Origin of the sequence: Nesterenkonia sp. LB17 (genome assembly GCF_022565915.1) — a bacterium.
GTDB lineage: Bacteria > Actinomycetota > Actinomycetes > Actinomycetales > Micrococcaceae > Nesterenkonia.
On record NZ_JAJOYX010000003.1, the window covers coordinates 128,938 to 147,423 of the forward strand.

20 protein-coding genes and 1 tRNA gene are annotated in these 18,486 nt (G+C 67.1%); 15 read left to right on the forward strand and 6 right to left on the reverse strand.

What is annotated here, in order from left to right; translation table 11 throughout:
- Positions 1 to 31 precede the first annotated feature (31 nt).
- Together LTH96_RS08000 and LTH96_RS08005 are read right to left on the reverse strand one after the other, a co-directional pair.
- A complete protein-coding gene (locus LTH96_RS08000) occupies positions 32 to 343 on the reverse strand; it encodes a DUF2516 family protein (protein ID WP_051501343.1) in 312 nt (103 codons plus the stop codon).
- A 9-nt stretch (positions 344 to 352) separates the two neighbouring features.
- On the reverse strand, positions 353 to 1,705 hold the full coding sequence (locus LTH96_RS08005; protein ID WP_241465219.1) for a PLP-dependent transferase: 1,353 nt from the start codon (positions 1,703 to 1,705) through the stop codon (positions 353 to 355).
- Positions 1,706 to 1,810: 105 nt separating this feature from the next.
- Here LTH96_RS08005 and tmk point away from each other — a divergent pair, with 105 nt between their 5' ends.
- The 8 genes from tmk to LTH96_RS08045 all read left to right on the forward strand — a co-directional run bounded on the left by tmk (position 1,811) and on the right by LTH96_RS08045 (position 9,007).
- Positions 1,811 to 2,449, forward strand: coding sequence for a dTMP kinase (tmk, locus tag LTH96_RS08010; RefSeq protein ID WP_241465220.1), 639 nt, complete (start codon positions 1,811 to 1,813; stop codon positions 2,447 to 2,449).
- Positions 2,446 to 3,603: a DNA polymerase III subunit delta' gene (locus LTH96_RS08015; RefSeq protein WP_241465221.1), complete on the forward strand. Its 1,158-nt coding sequence runs from the start codon at positions 2,446 to 2,448 to the stop codon at positions 3,601 to 3,603. Before tmk ends, LTH96_RS08015 begins: the two co-directional genes overlap by 4 nt.
- A complete protein-coding gene (locus LTH96_RS08020) occupies positions 3,596 to 5,179 on the forward strand; it encodes an alpha/beta hydrolase (RefSeq protein ID WP_241465222.1) in 1,584 nt (527 codons plus the stop codon). The genes LTH96_RS08015 and LTH96_RS08020 overlap by 8 nt, the downstream gene beginning before the upstream one ends.
- A gap of 119 nt (positions 5,180 to 5,298) precedes the next feature.
- Positions 5,299 to 6,330, forward strand: a complete 1,032-nt coding sequence (locus LTH96_RS08025) for a universal stress protein (protein ID WP_241465223.1) — start codon at positions 5,299 to 5,301, stop codon at positions 6,328 to 6,330.
- Positions 6,331 to 6,396: 66 nt separating this feature from the next.
- Positions 6,397 to 6,469 (forward strand) — tRNA-Thr (locus LTH96_RS08030).
- Between the two features lie 363 nt (positions 6,470 to 6,832).
- Positions 6,833 to 7,162 carry a DUF305 domain-containing protein gene (locus LTH96_RS08035; protein WP_241465224.1) on the forward strand — a complete coding sequence of 110 codons (330 nt, stop codon included), beginning with the start codon at positions 6,833 to 6,835 and terminating at the stop codon, positions 7,160 to 7,162.
- Positions 7,163 to 7,241: 79 nt separating this feature from the next.
- Positions 7,242 to 7,526: an SHOCT domain-containing protein gene (locus LTH96_RS08040; protein WP_241465225.1), complete on the forward strand. Its 285-nt coding sequence runs from the start codon at positions 7,242 to 7,244 to the stop codon at positions 7,524 to 7,526.
- The gene (locus tag LTH96_RS08045; RefSeq protein WP_241465226.1) at positions 7,523 to 9,007 is read left to right on the forward strand and encodes a multicopper oxidase family protein; all 1,485 of its coding nucleotides are present in this window, start codon (positions 7,523 to 7,525) and stop codon (positions 9,005 to 9,007) included. The genes LTH96_RS08040 and LTH96_RS08045 overlap by 4 nt, the downstream gene beginning before the upstream one ends.
- A 408-nt stretch (positions 9,008 to 9,415) precedes the next feature.
- Here the strand turns inward: LTH96_RS08045 and LTH96_RS13315 are convergent, their stop codons facing one another.
- Positions 9,416 to 9,667: a hypothetical protein gene (locus LTH96_RS13315; RefSeq protein WP_241465580.1), complete on the reverse strand. Its 252-nt coding sequence runs from the start codon at positions 9,665 to 9,667 to the stop codon at positions 9,416 to 9,418.
- Here LTH96_RS13315 and LTH96_RS08055 point away from each other — a divergent pair.
- The 4 genes from LTH96_RS08055 (at position 9,602) to LTH96_RS08070 (ending at position 13,425) form a co-directional block, all read left to right on the forward strand.
- Complete coding sequence (locus tag LTH96_RS08055; RefSeq protein WP_241465227.1) at positions 9,602 to 11,095, forward strand: GAF domain-containing protein; 1,494 nt, start codon at positions 9,602 to 9,604, stop codon at positions 11,093 to 11,095. The genes LTH96_RS13315 and LTH96_RS08055 overlap by 66 nt on opposite strands.
- Positions 11,092 to 11,754, forward strand: a complete 663-nt coding sequence (locus LTH96_RS08060) for a response regulator transcription factor (RefSeq protein ID WP_241465228.1) — start codon at positions 11,092 to 11,094, stop codon at positions 11,752 to 11,754. The genes LTH96_RS08055 and LTH96_RS08060 overlap by 4 nt, the downstream gene beginning before the upstream one ends.
- A 270-nt stretch (positions 11,755 to 12,024) precedes the next feature.
- Positions 12,025 to 12,465: a BON domain-containing protein gene (locus LTH96_RS13320; protein ID WP_342357731.1), complete on the forward strand. Its 441-nt coding sequence runs from the start codon at positions 12,025 to 12,027 to the stop codon at positions 12,463 to 12,465.
- Between the two features lie 402 nt (positions 12,466 to 12,867).
- Complete coding sequence (locus LTH96_RS08070; RefSeq protein WP_241465230.1) at positions 12,868 to 13,425, forward strand: sigma-70 family RNA polymerase sigma factor; 558 nt, start codon at positions 12,868 to 12,870, stop codon at positions 13,423 to 13,425.
- Between the two features lie 461 nt (positions 13,426 to 13,886).
- On the opposite strand, the gene LTH96_RS08075 is transcribed toward LTH96_RS08070, so the two are convergent.
- On the reverse strand, positions 13,887 to 15,212 hold the full coding sequence (locus LTH96_RS08075; protein WP_370642705.1) for an NAD(P)-binding domain-containing protein: 1,326 nt from the start codon (positions 15,210 to 15,212) through the stop codon (positions 13,887 to 13,889).
- Between the two features lie 100 nt (positions 15,213 to 15,312).
- Here LTH96_RS08075 and LTH96_RS08080 point away from each other — a divergent pair, with 100 nt between their 5' ends.
- Together LTH96_RS08080 and LTH96_RS08085 are read left to right on the forward strand one after the other, a co-directional pair.
- Complete coding sequence (locus tag LTH96_RS08080; RefSeq protein ID WP_241465232.1) at positions 15,313 to 15,711, forward strand: metalloregulator ArsR/SmtB family transcription factor; 399 nt, start codon at positions 15,313 to 15,315, stop codon at positions 15,709 to 15,711.
- On the forward strand, positions 15,708 to 16,835 hold the full coding sequence (locus LTH96_RS08085) for an ArsO family NAD(P)H-dependent flavin-containing monooxygenase (RefSeq protein WP_241465233.1): 1,128 nt from the start codon (positions 15,708 to 15,710) through the stop codon (positions 16,833 to 16,835). Before LTH96_RS08080 ends, LTH96_RS08085 begins: the two co-directional genes overlap by 4 nt.
- 3 nt (positions 16,836 to 16,838) lie before the next feature.
- Here LTH96_RS08085 and LTH96_RS08090 read toward each other — a convergent pair whose 3' ends face one another.
- Positions 16,839 to 17,501, reverse strand: coding sequence for a pentapeptide repeat-containing protein (locus LTH96_RS08090; RefSeq protein WP_241465234.1), 663 nt, complete (start codon positions 17,499 to 17,501; stop codon positions 16,839 to 16,841).
- Positions 17,502 to 17,569: 68 nt separating this feature from the next.
- On the opposite strand from LTH96_RS08090, the gene LTH96_RS08095 reads away from it, so the two are divergent.
- Entirely contained in the window at positions 17,570 to 18,016 is a 447-nt protein-coding gene (locus tag LTH96_RS08095) for an NUDIX hydrolase (RefSeq protein ID WP_241465235.1), read from the forward strand.
- Between the two features lie 39 nt (positions 18,017 to 18,055).
- Here the strand turns inward: LTH96_RS08095 and LTH96_RS08100 are convergent, their stop codons facing one another.
- On the reverse strand, positions 18,056 to 18,484 hold the full coding sequence (locus LTH96_RS08100) for a hypothetical protein (RefSeq protein WP_370642706.1): 429 nt from the start codon (positions 18,482 to 18,484) through the stop codon (positions 18,056 to 18,058).
- Positions 18,485 to 18,486: the final 2 nt, after the last annotated feature.

The following is an 18,486-nucleotide window of genomic DNA, read 5'->3' on the forward strand; positions in this document are numbered from 1 at the left end:
AGTCGAACGTGGAAATCAGCGCAGGGTGCGGTCAGTCGGAGACTTCGGGGTTCACGTCGGTCAGGTAGACCATCGCCATGCAGGCCGCGGCCACCGGGAAGATCAGGCCGAAGGGACCGGCTCCCGCAGCGCCGAGCAGAGCCAGGACGACGGCGCCGCCGGTCATGCCCAGCCAGAAGCCCTTGGTCCGCTTGAAGGCGATGTCGAACCGCTGCGCGTTCTTGGGGATGCACTTGACCAGTGCCACGATGGCGAGCCCGAGACAGACCAGTGCGAAGGCGAGGTGCATCCAGGCTTCGGTCTGCAGGACGAAGATCCAGATATCAGAGAGGGGAGACTGCATACCCCGATGTTATCGGATGGGCTCCCCGGCTGCGGCGGCGCGCAACGCGTTGAGCAGATCTGCGAAGAGATCCTCGACGTCCTCGATGCCCACCGAGAGCCGGATCAGCCCGTCCGGGACCGAGGACGGTTCACCCGGATGACGACGACGGCGCTCGGCGAGGGACTCCACGCCGCCCAGGCTGGTGGCCGGGGTCCAGAGCTGCAGTGCGCTGAGCACCGCGTCGGCCACCTCGGCCTCGCTGCGCTGACTTGTGATGCGCTGGCCCGAATCGGGCTGTCCCGGCTGGGGCTCTCCGGAACCGGGCTGTGCTGAATCCCAGGCGTCGGCGGAACCGGGCTGGTCGGCGTCGAGCTCGATGGTCAGGATCGCGCCGAACCCGCCGAGCTGCTCTGCGGCGCGCTGATGTTGCGGGTGCGCGGCCAGGCCGGGGTAGTTGACCTTGCGCAGCGGCAGCCCGGCATCCCGGCTGAGCTGATCCAGCCGGCGGGAGAGCTCGCCGGCGTTGGACTCCGCGGCGTCCAGGCGCACCGCGAGGGTGCGCACGCCGCGCAGGGCGAGGAAGACCTCCATCGGGCCCGGGATCGCGCCGTGGAGGGTGCGGTGCTGGTGCAGCCGCTGATGGATCTCGCGATCACCGGTGATCGCGGCGCCCATGATGAGGTCGGAGTGTCCGGAGAGGAACTTGGTGACCGAGTGGACCACGACGTCGGCGCCGTGTTGGAGCGGGCGCTGGCGCAGCGGTGTCGCGAAGGTGTTGTCCACCGCAGTGAGCACCCCGCGCTGCTTCGCAGCGGCCAGCAGCGCGGGAAGGTCCGCGATCTCCAGCATCGGGTTGGTCGGGGATTCGATCCACAGCATGACGCGAGCGTCCTGGGCGCCAGCCAGGGTGGAGACGTCGTGCAGCGTGCTGGAGACCTGCGCGGTGTCGGCGATGTCCACCCGGTGCAGCGTGAGCAGACCCTGGTCTGCCATCTGCTGGGCCAGCGCGGAGAATCCCATGTAGCTGTGCCGCGGCATGATCAGGTGGCCTCCGGGTGGCAGCAGATGCACGACGGCGGAGATGGCGGCCATCCCGGAGGAGAACAGCAGACCTGGCAGCACCTGGACCGGATGCTCCTCGGCCGTGGTGACCTGACCCTGGGACTGGAAGGTGGTGCGGGTGCCCGCCTCGAGCTGAGCCAGCAGCTCCTCCAGCGGGGACCAGGAGGGCATCCCCTCCCGCGCGTAGTCCAAGGAGGCGTGGACGCCTGGCCGGTAGGAATACGTGGAGGTGAAGTCCACCGGCATGTTGACGGGCTGGTTCGGACCGTGGGGGCCGCGGCCCGCACTGACCACAAAGGTGCGTTCGTGCTGGTTCACACTGTTACGGTACCCCAGCAGGTGTCCGGGATTGGGTGGGCCGCCCGCCGCTGCCCGGGCTCCCGGTGTCATGTCCGTGTCACCGGGGCTGGGTAGGCTGGGAGCGTGACCCATCTCAGACGCGGAGGCTTCGTCGCCTTCGAAGGCGGCGACGGCGCCGGCAAGACCACCCAGCTGGACCTGCTCGAGTCCTGGTTCGAGGATCGGTCGGTGCCCTACGAGCGCACCCGCGAGCCCGGCGGAACCGTGATCGGCGAGCGCATCCGCTCGCTGGTGCTCGAACATGATCAGGGCGAGGTCGATCCGCGCACCGAGGCGCTGCTCTTCGCGGCCTCCCGCGCCGCCCATGTGGTCCAGCGGATCGAGCCCGCACTCGAGGCCGGCCGCTTCGTGCTCTGCGACCGCTATGTGGATTCCTCGGTGGCCTACCAGGGTGTGGGACGCGAGCTCGGGACAGCGGCCGTCGCTGAGATCAACGCCTTCGCCACCGGCGGGCTGCAGCCGGATCTCACCGTGGTGCTGGACATCGATCCGGCCATCGCGCGTGCCAGGCGGGAGGGCCGCGCGGGACACTCGGACCGGATCGAGTCCGCCGAGGACGCCTTCCATGACCGGCTGCGCCACGCCTTCCTCGCCCGCGCGGACGCCGCGCCCGAGCGATATCTGGTGCTCGACGCGTCTGGTTCCGCGCAGGAGCTGCAGGCCGCGATCCGGTCCCGGGTCCAGGAGCTGCTGAGCCCATGAGCGTCTATACCGAGCTGGTCGGTCAGGATGCCGTCGTCGAACAGCTTCGTCGCGCCGCAGGGTCAGGCACCCCCGCACATGCGTGGCTGTTCACCGGTCCCCCAGGCTCGGGACGGTCCAACGCCGCACGCGCCTTCGCCGCCGCCCTGAACTGTGACCAGGACGAGCCGGCGGCCCGCGGCTGCGGCGAATGCCGGTCCTGCCGGCTGGTGGCCGCCGAGAGCCATCCCTCGGTGAAGCTGGTCTCCACCGAGAACGTGACCTACAAGATCGACGATGTCCGCCAGCTGATCACCACCGCGCAGGAGAAGCCCCAGGGTGCACGCTGGCGCGTGATCGTGGTCGAGGACGCGGACCGGATGACCGAACGGGCCACCAATGTGCTGCTCAAGGCGATCGAGGAGCCGCCGCCGCATACGCTCTGGGTGCTGTGCGCCCCGAGTCCGGCGGACGTGCTGGTCACCATCCGCTCGCGCTGCCGGCTGGTGAGCCTGCGGATCCCGCCCACCGCCGCGGTGGCGCAGCTCCTGACCAGCCGGGACGGGCTCAACGAGGAGCAGGCGCAGTTCGCCGCGCGGGTCTCGCAGAACCACATCGGGGTCGCGCGCCGGCTGGCCCGGGACCCGGAGGCACGGAGCAGGCGCGAGCAGGTGGTCACCCTGCCGCTGCGGCTGACCTCTTCCTCGGCCGCGATCAAGGCCGCGGGGTCTCTGGTGGAGATGACCCAGGCGGATGCTGCCAGCACTGCGGAGGCGCGGCTGGAGGCCGAACAGGCCTCGCTGCGTCGGTCACTGGGGCTCGAGGCCGAGGAGAAGATCCCGCCCAAGCTGCGCAGCCAGTTCAAGAAGCTGGAGGAGGAGAACACCCGGCGGGCCAAGCGCGCCGTCGCCGATTCCCTGGACCGGGCGCTGATCGACCTCACCGCGGTCTTCCGAGATGTGCTGAGCCTGAAGCTGGAGACCCATGCGGAGCTGATCAACGAGCATCTGCGTGAGGAGCTGAAGCGATACGCGGAATCGCTCAGCGCCGAGCAGACCCTGGCCGGGCTCGACGCGATCAACGCAGCCCGGACCCGGATCACCCAGAATGTCCCCCCGTTGCTGGCCGTGGAGGCGTTGATGATGCAGTTCCTACCCGGGAGGTCCCATGCCTGAGATTGGTCTCCCTCCCCGCAGGCTTCGGCTGATCAGCCTCGCCGCCGCTGCCGCGCTGCTGCTCTCGGGCTGCGTGAACGCCGGTGGGGACGAGGATTCCGGCGCGGCAGACGCTGAGGCGGAGCCGATGACTGCCACCTCGGTGCCGGCGGGCGAACTGGCCGGCGCGGCCGAGGACTACATCGAGTATTACGAGCAGGACATCGATTGGACCTCCTGCGAGGAGACCATGATGTGCGCCGATGTCACGGTGCCGATGGACTGGGCCGATCCGGGGGCACAAACGGATCTCGAGATCCAGATCATCAGCTCCCAGTCCGGCGGAGACCAGGCCGAATATCTGCTCACCAATCCCGGCGGACCCGGCTCCTCCGGCTACGACGCGGTCGCCGACTCGCTCGCGATCGCGTTCAGCGAGGAGCTCGTCGAGCACTACAACATCATCGGTTTCGACCCGCGCGGGGTGCACCGGTCAGCGCCGGTGAACTGCCTGGACGACGCCGAGATGGACGAGTACCGCGCGCAGGTCTCCGACGAACAGCTCGACGCCGAGTCCTCATACGCGGAGGCCCGCGAATCGGCCGCCGAGCTGGCGGCACGGTGCGAGTCCGAGAGCGGCGCTCTGCTGGGACACGTGGACACGCTCTCGGCGGTCCGGGACATGGACGTGATCCGCGCCGTGCTGGGTCAGGACGAGCTGAACTACCTGGGCTTCTCCTACGGCACCAAGCTGGGGATGACCTACGCCGAGCACTACGGTGAGCGGGTGGGGCGCTTCGTCCTGGACGGGATGCTCGACGTCTCGATCGATGCCCACGAGCTGAACAAGGGGCAGGCGCTCGGCTTCGAGGTGGCGCTGGAGAACTATGCGCAGTGGTGCACCGAGCAGGCGACCTGCCCGGCCGGAGACACCGTGGATGAGGTGGTCGACGGCGTGCAGGAGCTCTTCGCCGGAGTCGCCGAGAACCCGGCGCAGGGCGCGGACGGACGGACCATCAATGTCTCCACCCTGGTGAGCGGCTTCATCACCCCGATGTACAGCCGCGCGAGCTGGCCGCTGCTCTCCGAGGCGCTGACCATGGCCCTGGTGCAGCAGGACTTCACCAGCTTTCAGTACTTCGCGGACCTGCAGTCCGGGCGGAGCCCCGACGGCAGCTACGGATGGATCAACAGCTTCGTATTCACCGCCGTGATGTGCCTGGACTATCCGATGCCGCAGGACCCCGATCAGATCGAGGCCGAGTTCGAAGAGGTCTCCGAAGAAGCCCCCACCTTCGGGCCCTACCTCGGGCACAGGGCCGTTGTCTGCGAGGAATGGCCCGTTCAGAACGTGGCGGAACCCTGGGAGCCTGAGCTCAGCGAGGTCGACGAGCTGCTCATGATCGGCACCACCGGAGACCCTGCCACCCCGGTGGAATGGGCGGAGAACATGCACGAGCAGGTGCCGCAGTCTGCGCTGATCATCCGCGAAGGCGAAGGGCACCTGGCGTACCGGTCAGGCAACAGCTGCGTGGATCAGGCGGTGGACGGGTATCTGCTCGGCGGGGAGCTGGCCGAGGGTCGCGAAGATTGTTGAACTTTTTTCTACCGGTTGTAGAAACTGCCTTGTAGACTCTGACTACCGGTGACGACGACGTCCACACGGCCTTTCTGACTCATCGGTCCTTTTCAGCTGATCTGCGTTAGGACACTGCCATGAACACAGAAGCTCCGCTCACACCAGATGCGACGTCATCCGATTCCCAGACTCACGATGCCCACACCTCGAGCGCTCCGGAGCCGACGGCTGGCGGTGAACAGGCACGGGCCCCGCGCCCGCTCGGCGTCCTCGTCGGGTTCGACGGTTCACCCAACGCCACCTCCGCACTGCGCTGGGCGGCCCGCGAGGCGCACTTCCGTGGTCTCCCGCTGACGGTGATGAGCTCCTTCACCATCCCCCCCGCGGTGAGCGGATACCTCGAGAGCTTCCCGGATGCCGGGGGCCAGACCTTGGCGCGGCAGGCCACGGAGAAGACGCTGAACACGGCGCGGGAACAGCTTGCAGGACATGCCGGCGAGGTCACCTATCGGCTGGAGCACGGCGACGCCGCAGGGTTGATGGTCCATCTCTCGGGCTCAGCTGAGCTGTGCGTGGTCGGAAGCCGCGGCCGCGGCGGTTTCACCGGGCGCATCCTGGGATCCGTGGCAGCCGCCCTGCCAGGCCACGCACACTCCCCCACGGTGGTGGTCCCACACACCGACGAGTCCAGCGTGGGCGAGGGTCCCGAGGCGATCAGCACCGCTGACACCCGGCCGGTGGTCGTCGGCATCGACGGATCTCCACATTCCCGGCGAGCCTCCGTGCAGGCCGCTCGAACAGCGATCAGCCACGGCACCCGACTGCAGCTGGTGATGGCGCTGCCACCGCTGACGACAGCGGCCATGTGGTATCCGGAGCTTGCCGCCCGCGAGCAGGCGATGGTGCAGACCCGGGTGGATGACCTGAACAGGGACCTCGACGTGGAAGTCGGCTGGATCCAGGCGCAGTTCCCGGAGCTCTCCGTCACCGGTTCCGTCGAGGAAGGCTTCCCGGTCAATGTGATGCAGGAGATGGGCAGCAAGGCACAGCTGACAGTGGTCGGCACCCGAGGTCACGGAGGAATGCGCAGCGCGCTGCTTGGCTCGGTCTCCCGCGAGCTGCTGCACCACGCGACGGCTCCGGTGATGGTCGTCCCAGCTCACGACTGAGCGAGCTTTGACCGCGGTGGGGTGCACCAGTAAAGTGAACCTTCGTGCGCCTCACCGCGGTGCCACGCCGCCTTAGCTCAGTCGGTAGAGCGATTCACTCGTAATGAATAGGTCGCCGGTTCGATTCCGGCAGGCGGCTCCGATGAGCCTCTGACCTGCAGTTATATTCAGTTCGGAGGATTGTCCCCTGTCTGCACGCTGAACCTGGGCTTCAGACAAGGGTCAACATTCGGGCGGGAGGCACGGCCCTCCCGCCCGAATTCTGTTTTCGTGGCTCGGAGTCGGGCGGAGCCCACCCGCTGGCCTCGCCTAGAACTGCACCTTCGCCCCATGACCGGCCATACGCTCGGCGAAATCGATGAATGCCCCGCACCGACGTGGCCCTCGGATCCCCCGGAATCATCCTGGCGAGCATCGCAGAGATCGCCGACCACAGGACGTAGAGCGAACCGGTGCCTCCGGTCCAGTCCCGAAGCTGCCGAGCTCACCCAGGAGGTCATCAATGCCCGGGGCCGAGCGCACGAATGCCCTGCGCAACACATGTGGGGCAGACCCTGGTGCCACAGAGGACCTGGATCATGGCTCCCGGGCCGGGATGAGCGGGATGATGAGCGAGGCGGACATATCCACCCTCGAAGGCACGGAAGCCGCCCGGCTGCACCTGGAACAGATGATCGTCCATGACGAGGGTCAGGTCGAAATGGCTCATCTGCAGGTCGCGCAGGGACAGAATCTGGAGGGCGTCGAGCTGGCCCGCCACGTGGTCGAGGACCAGGAGGCGGAGATCGCCGAGATCGAACGGATGCTTCAAGAGCTGCCGGAGGCTTCCTGACCGCTCCGGCGTCTGGCATCGTCGCACTCGTGCGGCAGCCGATGGAGAGCAGCAATCCGAGCCACGAAGGAGGACCGTGATGATGTGGGACAGCGGAATGGGAGGGGGCATGGGCTGGATGTGGTTCTTCTGGCTCCTGCTGATCGTGGGAACGGTCGTGATCGTGATCGTGCTTGTGCTTGTGCTTCTGAAAGCTCTCACCGGCAGTTCCGGCGACGGGAGCCGCCAGGGCGGTTCGGCTCCGCCGACCGGTGCGCGCCCGCGCCGGTCCCGGGAGATCCTCGAGGAGCGCTACGCGCGCGGGGAGATCAGCACCGAGGAGTTCAGCGAACGGCTGCGGACCCTGGAAGAGGGTGACCGGTGAGCCCGCTGACACGACGGCAGCTGCTGGCCCTGGGTGCGGTCGGGGTCGGCGCTGCGGCCGCGGGTGCAGGCGGGCTGTGGTGGACCAGCGGCGGCGGCGTGACCCGCGGCGGCGGCCGGGGGCTGGTGCAGCCCGAGGTGCTGGCCAGCCGGGACGGGGTCCTGGACCTGGCCTTGGAGGCCGCCCCCGCCCGGGTGCGGATCGGGGCGCGTGAGGCGAGCGTGCAGGCTTTCAACGGGTCGCTGCCCGGACCCACCCTGCGGGTCCGGGGTGGGGACACGGTCCGGGTGGCGATGACCAACGGTCTGGAGACCCCGACGAACCTGCACGTGCACGGGTTGCACGTGTCTCCTGAGAACAACGGGGACAACCCCTTCGTGAGCATCGACCCTGGTGAGTCCTTCGACTACGAGTACGTCCTGCCGCAGGACCACCCGCCCGGCACCTACTGGTACCACCCGCACAAACACGGGCACGTGGCCGACCAGATCGCTGCCGGGCTCTACGGGACCATCGTCGTCGAGGACCCCGATCCTGTCCCGGTGGCCCGTGAGCGCGTCCTGGTCGTCTCCGACATCACCCTGGACGGCTCCGGCAACCTCGCCGAGGTCTCCCCACGGCAACGAATGATCGGCCGGGAGGGTGAGACCGTGCTGGTCAACGGTCAGGTCCGACCCGAGGCCGACGCAGCCCCCGGGGAGCGGGAGCTGTGGCGGGTCGTCAACGCCTGTCCCTCCCGGTACCTGAGCCTGACCCTGGACGGGCAGGACCTGCGACTGCTGGCCCGCGACGTCGGCCGGCTGCCCGAGCCGGTGGACGTCACCGAAGTGACACTGGCCCCCGGCAACCGCGTGGAGCTGCTGGTGGACACCCGCGAGGGCACCTCCACGCTTCGCGCCACCCCAGTGGAACGCGGGAGCATGGACACCATGATGGGCGGGGCCACGCCCGGAGACGGCCCCGGCAACGACGAGCCGATCGACCTGCTCATCCTCGAGGTCGCCGGGGACCCGGCCGGGGAGGCCGGGCCCGTGCCCGCGGGTCCGGCCCTGCGGGACCTGCGCGACGAGCCGGTCGCGGCCCGGCGCACCATTGACTTCGCCATGGGCATGGGCATGGGCGACAGGATGGGCCGGATGCGCGGTCCCGGGCAGATGATGTCCTTCACGATCGACGGGCGCGAGTTCGACGCTGAACGCACCGACCAGCGGGGCCGGGTGGGCACCGTGGAGGAGTGGATCCTGACCAACTCCAGCCCCATGGACCACCCGATGCACCTGCATGTGTGGCCCATGCAGGTCGTGATCGACGGCGGCAGCGACGTCTCCGTGCCGCGGTGGCAGGACGTGGTCAACATCCCGGCCTTCGGAGAGGTGACGGTCCGGGTGGCCTTCGAAGACTTCGACGGCCGCACCGTCTACCACTGCCACATCCTCGACCACGAGGACCTCGGCATGATGGGCACCATCGAGGTCCGCTGACACCGGTGCATACCGCACCGGCCAACGAAGGAGCAGCACGACCCACGACGATGCCCACGCGCACGGGACAGACGGGCAGCGACAAAGGGAGCGGAAGCTGACCTTGATGTGACTTCTCGCCCCCCATGGTCGAGGTGTTCAGCTCATATCCTGACCTCCGCTGTTCGGCTGCCCGCCCGTCCAAGACTTGATGCTCGGCCTGATTCACGACTCGTTCCACCAAAAGTGTCGAGTACCTGTCGACAGGTCAGTACGGCGCTCGCGGCGTGACCAGACCTGTCACCGATTGGTTCGGCGGACCCACCCGTGTCTGCTCGTGGAGTTTGGAGACCAAGGCTCCCCTGCCAGTGATATCCGACATATGCTGAGATCTATCTATTATCGGGGGCAGACGTGGAGACTCCAGCTTCAGATTTTCGCGACCTCTACGCTCCCGACGTGACCACACCAAGCCGAGCCGAAATGGTGCGAAGCAACCACTTCCTGACAGATCAGCACGGATTGCTGAGCCTGCTCCAAGCAAGTCAACTCGTGACTGGGGATCTTGATCTCGATCAGGTCCTCCACAACCTTGCAGAATCGGCGCGAACTCTGGTGGACGCGCGATTCGGAGCCCTCGGGGTCGTTGATGACCATGGCACCATGGAGCGATTCATCCACGTCGGGATGTCCCCCGAGCTCGTCAAGCAGATGGGATCCCCTCCCCGCGGACTCGGCGTTCTAGGTGCCGTTCTGACCGGTGGCGCGCCGATCCGGCTGCGGAATCTGACAGAGGATCCTCGTTCCGTGGGCGCACCGCTGGCACACCCCGCCATGAAGGCGTTTCTCGGTGTCCCCATCACGATTCGGGGAAGCACCTATGGCGCCCTCTACCTCACCAACCCCTCCGAGAAGGCTTTCACCTCACATGATGAGGCTCTGGTCAAAGCTCTGGCGGCGACCGCGGCGACAGCGATCGACAACGCACGCGTCTACGAACGATCCCGTCGCGCTCAGGAACTCAGTGCAGCGCTGAGCGAGGTCGCGGCGAAGCTGTTGGCGGCGGAGGGCGGCGAAGTGTTTGGTGTGCTTGCAGAGAGCGTCGTCTCTCTCACCGGCGCGCAGCTGGTCAGCGTCGTGGTCTCTGAAGCTGTGGGCCGTGATTTCTATGTCCACACTGCTCGAGGAGACCGTGCCACACAGATCGAATGTTCCTCAGTTCCTTGGATGGATTGCGTCCTCGCCCGAGCCATGGATGGGGAGCCCGGCATCACGCCGGAGGGGGGAGGCGAACCCGTTCCGTTCGCCGATGACATTCCGAGCGCCTCGATGGTTGCGGTGCCTCTCGTCGTGGATGGTGACCGCGTGGCGGCACTATGCGCCACCCGGTCAGCCGACGAATCACCGTTCACCGACGATGATCTTGAGCTGCTCAAGGAGTTTGCCGCCCAGGCCGGTCTCGCTATCGCCCTTGCCTGGGCCCGGGCGGATCGGCAACGACTGGAAATCGTCGACGAGCGCGCCCGCATCGCGCAGGATCTCCACGACCATGTCATCCAGCGACTCTTCGGAACCGGGCTGGGGCTGGAGGCGCTGGCGTCGGCACACCCTCAACTCAGCGACAGCATTGAAGCACACGTGACACAGATCGATGCGGCGATAGGTGACATTCGAACCGCCATCTTCACCCTGCAGACACGCACCGGCGCTGAGGCCACCCGTCACCGTCTCCTCAGGATCCTCACGGAGCTCTCCGACACGTTGTCTGCACAGCCGCGAATCACCTTCGTCGGAACCATCGACCTCATCATCGTCGGTTCCCTGGCTGACGACGTCGCAGCAGCCCTGCGCGAGACGCTATGCAATGTCGCACGGCACGCCGACGCCACAACGATTGAGGTGGAGATCACCGCGACTCCCCACACCGTGACTCTCAGAGTCGATGACGACGGCGTAGGGCTCCCCTCCGACACATCCCGACGCAGCGGCACCGACAACCTGCGGGCCAGGGCTCGGGCTCACGGCGGCGACTTCACGCTCTCCCCGCGCGGCGCCGGAGGCACCCGCGCGCTCTGGTGGGCACCCGTAAAATCTCCGGGGCTGCCATGATCCGGGTCTTCCTCGTCGATGATCACGAGGTCGTGCGACGTGGCATCGCTCAGCTCATCGATATCGAACCAGGTATGGAAGTGGTAGGAGAATCTGCCACCGCGCGTGGCACCCTTGGCCGAGTCGCGGCGACGCTGCCCGACGTTGCGGTGCTGGACGTCCAGCTTCCGGACGGCAGTGGCATAGAACTGTGCCGCCGCATCCGTTCAGCTCATCCCGAGATCCCGTGCCTGATCCTCACCGCCTACGACGACGACGCGGCCAGCATCGCCGCTGTCGTGGCGGGCGCATCTGGGTATGTGCTCAAGAATATCCACGGCCGACACCTGATCAAGTCCATCCTCCGAGTCTCCCAAGGGGAGAACCTTGTCACCCCCGATCTTGCCCGGAGGGTCCACGCTTCCCTCAGTGCCAAGACCGCGCAGGCACAGGAGCAGGCCGCGAAAACGGCGCGAATCGATCTCACCCTTCGTGAGACCCAGATCCTGAAGCTCATCACTGAAGGGCTCACCAACCGGCAGATCGGGGAGCGGCTGAGCCTGAAGGAGAAGACCGTGAAGAACTACGTCTCGGGACTTCTGGCGAAGCTCGGAATGGACCGCCGCACCCAGGTCGCCGTCTACGGGGCGAGGATGAGCGTCGGGGACTCCGCCGACTAGGCCAGAGCCCGCCGTCGAGATGCGGGAGAGGTTTCCATGCAGAGACGGTGGGACCTCCGGCCCTACAGGATGCCGAGCCCTTAGACCACAGTGGCATTAGACCCGCAGCTCTGTGGGCAGTGACCAGAGGAGTTCGTCTATGCAGATCGCATCAACGGCCGAGACTCCCACGGACCGCGCCCTCCAGACCGCAGCGGCAGTGGATCTCAAGGGAACCCCGGATCAAGATGCATCCAGGGTGACAGTACTGACGGAGTGGTCGTGAACCCGGTGGCTTCGCAATGGGTCGCAGATTCCGATATCCGCAGAACCGTTGAGCGAGCCTTGACCTGCGACACCGCTGTGCCCCGGGCAGTCAAGTCTCAGGTGCTGAACCGCCACATCACCCTGACCGGTGAGGTGGACTGGGACTTTCAACGCGAAGCCGCCCAGCTGGCGGTCCAAGACCTCTGCGGAGTGAAATCTCTGGACAACCAGATCACCCTGATCGACCGCACGCCTGCGGAGAACGCTGAACAGCGGCTGAAGAACGCCATGTTGCGAAACCCGCAGCTCGACGCCCGCGACGTGAGGGTCACCATCTTGGGCGACACCGCCATCCTGACCGGGCATGTGACATCTCTGGCGCAGAAGAAACAGGCAGGTCTGGCGACCTGGGCCTGCCCCAACGTGACCCGGATCGACAACCGACTGGCCGTCCGACCGTACTGACCAGAGCCTCCAGAACGCCCTGGGCGTTTCACGTTGGGACCTAAGTCCCTTCACGTAGTCAAGACACGGCAGTTGACTGCTTATTGAAGGCATCGTTCGAATCGTGAATAGCCGAATCGCTCTCGGCGAGTCCCTTGCACCGGACACGACCCCGAGAGCAGTAAGGGATCCTCCTCATGCTTGTTCATCCCCCTTTTGAACGCAGTTTCTCCGAAAAGTCGCTATCCGGCCGCACCGGCCGTCATAGGGAACCAAACCTTGAACAGCGAGAAGACCTGAAACTTCTTGCCGTGGATCTGTTGACTGAGCTCGGGGTCGCGGTGGAGGTCGCACCTGCCGCGCAGGGATGTCCCCCTCCGGAGATCGGCGCTGGATGCGCTGGACCTCGAGGAGGTGTCTCCCGTGCGTGCAGCAGCTGAGACGAACTTCAATGTCACTGAGTCCTACGCCGCGCACGGAGGGGCCCTCTTCGCGCACGCGTTCAACGCGCTGGGTGACCGGGCCGAGGCGGAGGACTGCGTGCAGGAAGCGTTCATCCGAGCCTGGCGCAGCAGAGGGCGATACAGCAGCTCGCGCGGCTCGGTGCGGACCTGGCTGTTCGCCATCGAGCGGAACCTCATCATCGACTGCCTCCGGGCGCGCGCCCGGCGCCCGGCGCCCTCGGACGCGGAGAAGATCGAATGGGCGAGCGAGCCGGTGACGGAAGACCTGCTCATCGTGGAGCGGCTCGTCCTGTATGAATCCCTGGCCACCCTCACCTCCGAGCACCGGGAGGTCATTGTCGCCGTGCAACTAGACGGCAGAAGCTATCAGGAGCTTTCGGAACAGACGGGGGTTCCGGTCGCGACCTTACGGACAAGAATGTATTACGGGCTGAAGTCACTGCGAACGGCACTGGGGGCCCATGCTCACGACGGAGGAACTGCCGTCGCGGTGGAGGGAGCGTCGCGCCGGGGCTGAGGTGACCTGGCGGGACGAGGGAGCCGGCTTCGTGACGGAGCACTCCGACACTGCCCGGATGCGTGCAGGTCTCGGACCACAGACCCCCCGCCCCAGCTCTCGGTAGGAGATCCCGGTTAGATTCGCCGACGAGCTGCTCGGACGGTGCCGCCTGACCAGCTGTCCCGCTACAACGTGGCGCTCTGGCCACGACCTCGGACGTCAGGCGACCATCGCGCCGGGGCGGTCAGAGCGCGCGTCCACATATCTGCGACCTGCCGGTCGTCCAGGTCATGGCGGAGCTCTCCGGTCGCGCGCAGGTCCTGCGCGAACAGCAGCATGTTGCGCGCTCCGCGATGCGAAACACGTGGCAGCTCACCTCGCCGAACTCGATTCCGGCAGCTCAGCCGCGTGACCAATCGCAGAATCAATGCAGCGAGCCCCTCCCAGGAAAGTCCGGGAGGGGCTCGCTGCGTCTGACATCAGGCGTCGGCCGGTGCGCGGCCGATCGAGATGAGCTGCGGTTCGGGCGCTGGAGCACAGCAGCCTCCACCGGTGCTCTCTGGTGCGTCGAAGTCGCCCGCACCGCCGCAGACACCGGTGTCCGGCAGCTCCAGCTCGACCCGAGCCGCGCCTTCGTGGTCCCCGGCCAGCTTGGCGACGACGCTGCGCACCTGCTCATAGCCGGTCAGTGCCAGGAAGGTCGGGGCTCGACCGTAGGACTTCATGCCGACCAGGTACAGATCAGGTTCAGGCTGGGCCAGGTCGGCGGCGCCAGTGGCCTGCACGGAGCCGCAGGAGTGAATATTGGGGTCGATCTCGGCCGCAACACGGCGCGGCGCTTCCAGGATCGGATCGAGATCGAGACGCATCTCGGACAGGAAGGACAGGTCTGGCCGGAACCCGGTCAGCGCCACCACAGCGTCTGCAGCGGGCAGCTCACGCCCATCCTCGTCGATCAGCACCAGCTGCTCACCGGTCCGACGAACCTCGGCAGTCCTGAATCCAGTGACCAGCTCTACGGCGCCGGATTCGACCGCCTGCTTCGCGCGCTGGCCCAGTGCACCACGCTGGGGCAACTCGTCGGCGGCGCCCCCGCCGAAGGTCCCTTCGCTCACCACTCGGCGGATCGCCCAGGTGATTCGGGTGTCAGGGTGCTGTTCTGCGATCTGGACGAGCTCGTGGAGAGCGTTGAAGGCTGAATCGCCTGCCCCGAGGACCACGACATGCCTGCCGGCGTACCGCGCGGGCTCTGCCCGATCAGGCACCTGATAGGTGATCAGATCAGCTGCCGCACGTTCACCCAGGGCGGGCACGCCGTCTGCGCCGGCGGGGTTCGGGACCCGCCAGCTGCCGGAGGCGTCGATGACCGCGCGGGCCTGAACGCGCGACTCCCTGCCCGCGGAGTCGATCATATGGATGGTGAATGGCTGGGCTGCCCGGTCGGCGTCGACCAACCGATCCCGTCCCTTGCGCGAGACCGCAGTGACCCGCGCATCGCATCGGACGCGGCCACCCAGCACCTTCGCCAGCGGTGCAAGGTAATCCTGAACCCATTGCGCCCCGGTGGGGTAGCCCTCCTGGGGCGCGGTCCATCCGGTGGGCTCCAGCAGACGTGCCGAGGCCTGGTCGATCAGCTCGGGCCATGCCGAGAACAGCCGCACGTGTCCCCATTCGGAGACGGCAGCCGCCGGGCTCTGACCGGATTCCAGCACCAGGGGCTCGAGACCATGCTCCAAGAGGTGCGCTGCTGCGGCCATCCCCTGGGGTCCGGCACCGATCACTGCGACGGGAAGATCACTCATCATCCACTCCTCTTCATATTCAAGAACATCGATACATTCACTGCCTGCTCACCACTGTCAGCCACGCATCGACAAATGTCAATATGTAAGCCAGAATGGGGGTGTGCCCACAACTCTTCCCGCGATCCGACCCGACGAGCTCGCCGCCTGCTGCGTGCCCGTGACCGGCGGCCTCGTCAATGATGAGACCGCCGAGACGCTCGCCCGAGTGTTCAAGGCACTCGGTGACCCCACCCGGGTCAAGCTGCTCTCGATGATCGCCGCGGCACCGGAGGGCGAGGCGTGCATCTGCGAGATGACCGGCCCGATAGGCCTGGGGCAGCCGACGGTCTCGCACCACATGCGGATCCTCGTGGACGCCGGCCTGACCCGCGGTGAACGACGGGGCAAGTGGATCCATTACCGCGTGGCTCCCGACGCGCTCCAACTGTTGGCAGGCGCCCTCGCCCCCGCGGGTGACCCGGTGGCGTGTCGCAGCGATCTCCCGGACGGAACCGAGTGACTGAACAGCCCGACCCAGCGCAGGGTCCCACGCCACAACCACCTGCCCATGTGCAGGTCGCCATCGTCGGCGGGGGCCAGGCAGGACTCGCCACGGGTTTCTACCTTCGCCGGGCCGGCCTCACGCCGGGTGAAGACTTCGTGATCATCGATGCCGCCGACCGCCCCGGCGGCGCCTGGCCTCGCATGTGGGACGGGCTGCGCATCTTCTCACCCTCGTCCTCCTCCTCGCTGCCCGGATGGATGATGCCGACCTGGGACGAGTCCGCGCACGGATACCCGCCGCGCTCTCACGTCGTGGACTACCTCACCCGTTACGAACAGCGCTATGAGCTGAACGTCTGTCGCCCCCATCGGGTCACCGCAGTGAAGACCGAGGATCAGGATCCGCAGGGACGGATGCTCCTGACCGGTGACGATCTTTCCCTGTCCGCGCAGACCGTCATCTCAACCACGGGCACCTGGGAACGACCGTTCTGGCCGGTCTACCCCGGCATGCGCGATTTCTCCGGGAAGCAGCTGCACGCCGCGGACTACAAGAACCCAGAGGAGTTCGAGGGTCGGCGGGTCATCATCGTCGGCGGAGGCAACTCCGCGGCCCAGATTCTGGCCGAAGTCTCCACGGTTGCTGAGACCACATGGGCATCCAGCCGCCCACCGAGGTTCTTGCCCGACGACGTCGACGGCCGGGCGCTCTTCGCCGCAGCCACCGCCCGCATCCGCGCACTGGAAGAGGGCCGTGAGCACGCCGGGGTCGCCGGGCTCGGCGACATCGTGATGATCCCCTCCGTGCGTGAGGCGCGAGACCGCGGCGCGCTCACAGCCCGCCCGATGTTCACGCGCCTGACCTCCACCGGGGTGGCCTGGGAGAACGATGACACCCAGGACGCGGACGTCATCATCTGGTGCACCGGGTTCCGTCCCGCGCTGCATCACCTTCAGCCTCTCGGCCTGCGGGATGCGCACGGTCATATTCGCGTCGGCGGACCGTCCAAGACACAGGTCCTTGCCGACCCTCGGCTCTATCTGCTCGGCTACGGGGACTGGACCGGCACGGCGTCCGCCACCTTGGTCGGCGTCGGCCCCTTCGCGAAAGCCACCGCGATGGCCGTCGCAGACGCCTGAGGCTCAGCGCGGCGCCTCGGACACCAGCAGACCGAGGTGCTCCGCCAGCGCGGGGGCCAGCTCCACCAGCTGCTTCTCGCTGATCACCGCGCCCTTGAGCCCGGCCAGCCCGACGATCCGGCTCAGCCGGGCGCCGCGCAGATCCACGTCCTTCAGTCGTGCCTCACGAGCCTCCAGGGTTCCCACGGTGCAGTCGGAGAATCTCACCCGGGTGGCGCGGGCGCCGGAGATGTCCAGCTCGGCGATCGTGCAGTTCTCGAACAAGACGTCGGCGATCACGGCGTTGCGCAGGTTCACCAGATCAAGCTTGCACCCGCGCAGCACCAGCCCGCTGATCCCGGCGTCATAGAGCTCCGCGACGCCGAAGCGGCTGCCGTCGATGACGACCTCCCGCCAGGTGGACCGCGGAGCCTTCAGATGCGGCGCGTTCACCCGCTCCCAGTGAGATTCGACCACCGAGGCGGCGGAGAGGTCGGCGTCCATCAGAGTCACGGACCGCAGGAGACACTCGGTGAGTCTGCCGCCGGAGAGATCGATGCCGCTCAGGTCGGCGTCTTCGAGGACGATGCGGTCTCCCTGGCCGGTGCACTCAAGGGCTGCAGCGCTGCCCGGCGCGAGGTCCTCGAGTCGGGACGCGCGAAGTCTGGGGCCTTGAATCGGTCTCATCTGCCTGCCTCTCGGTCGCGCTCAGCCTAGCCCCGCGGGCAGACATCGCCCGGTGTTACAGTGCAAATATGGACCTTCGAGTAGCTTCTTATGCCGTCATCACCGACCACGATGGGCGGATGCTGCTGCCGCATTGGCATGTCAGCGGGACCGCCAAAGGCTGGACTCTGCCCGGTGGCGGCCTCGACCCGGGCGAGGACCCCGCCGACGGCGTCGTCCGGGAGGTCTTCGAGGAATCGGGCTACGAGGCCGAGGTCGAGGAGCTGCTGGGCATCGACAATTTCATCATTCCCGGGGAGCGCCGGATCCATGACAGCCAGCGCGGCACACCCCTGCAGAATCTGCGCATCATCTACCGGGCGCGGATCACCGGCGGGTCACTGACGGTGGAGCCGGAGGGGTCCACCGATGATGTGCGCTGGTTCAGCCACGCAGAGATCGACGGTCTGCACCGGGTCTCGCTGGTCGACGTCGGCCGCCGGTTCGCCGGGCTGCTGAGCGACGCCGTTCGCTGAACGCCGAGCGAACGGTACGGTCCGGCGTCACACCCGAACTCAGACCGCGGACTCCGAGGCGTCCTTGAGTGAATCCTTGACCTGATCGGCGCGACGGCGCACAGCCACCAGCTCACCGTGACCCAGCCGCACCATCGCGGCGGCCTCTGCGGTGGTGGCCAGGTGATTCGCCGCCCGCGAGAGCGACGAATGCAGCTTCGTGGCCCCGCCGGGCACCTGCAGGCCGTCGCTGAAATGACTGATCTGCGCCTTGCGGCAGAGCTCGTAGACGGTGTCCAGCTGCTCGGCCAGCTCATCGCCGACCAGCACCAGCTGGCTGTAGGCCGCGTCGTCCTTCACGCCCTCGATCACCTGGTGGTACCGGTTCAGGCCGCGCACGTAGCGATCGTGGGCCTGCCGCCACAGTCCCTTGCCCAGCTCTTTGTCGAGGCGGCGGGCGCGGCGGCGGCGAGGAAAGAGCTTCATCATGA

What these genes read in the sequence shown, in the direction of transcription:
- LTH96_RS08000 (WP_051501343.1), bottom strand. Translation starts at nt 343, where the DNA reads ATGCAGTCTCCCCTCTCTGATATCTGGATCTTCGTCCTGCAGACCGAA.
- LTH96_RS08015 (WP_241465221.1), top strand. Translation starts at nt 2,446, where the DNA reads ATGAGCGTCTATACCGAGCTGGTCGGTCAGGATGCCGTCGTCGAACAG.
- LTH96_RS08020 (WP_241465222.1), top strand. Translation starts at nt 3,596, where the DNA reads ATGCCTGAGATTGGTCTCCCTCCCCGCAGGCTTCGGCTGATCAGCCTC.
- LTH96_RS08025 (WP_241465223.1), top strand. Translation starts at nt 5,299, where the DNA reads ATGAACACAGAAGCTCCGCTCACACCAGATGCGACGTCATCCGATTCC.
- LTH96_RS08035 (WP_241465224.1), top strand. Translation starts at nt 6,833, where the DNA reads ATGCCCGGGGCCGAGCGCACGAATGCCCTGCGCAACACATGTGGGGCA.
- LTH96_RS08040 (WP_241465225.1), top strand. Translation starts at nt 7,242, where the DNA reads ATGATGTGGGACAGCGGAATGGGAGGGGGCATGGGCTGGATGTGGTTC.
- LTH96_RS08060 (WP_241465228.1), top strand. Translation starts at nt 11,092, where the DNA reads ATGATCCGGGTCTTCCTCGTCGATGATCACGAGGTCGTGCGACGTGGC.
- LTH96_RS08075 (WP_370642705.1), bottom strand. Translation starts at nt 15,212, where the DNA reads ATGATGAGTGATCTTCCCGTCGCAGTGATCGGTGCCGGACCCCAGGGG.
- LTH96_RS08090 (WP_241465234.1), bottom strand. Translation starts at nt 17,501, where the DNA reads ATGAGACCGATTCAAGGCCCCAGACTTCGCGCGTCCCGACTCGAGGAC.
- LTH96_RS08095 (WP_241465235.1), top strand. Translation starts at nt 17,570, where the DNA reads ATGGACCTTCGAGTAGCTTCTTATGCCGTCATCACCGACCACGATGGG.
- LTH96_RS08100 (WP_370642706.1), bottom strand. Translation starts at nt 18,484, where the DNA reads ATGATGAAGCTCTTTCCTCGCCGCCGCCGCGCCCGCCGCCTCGACAAA.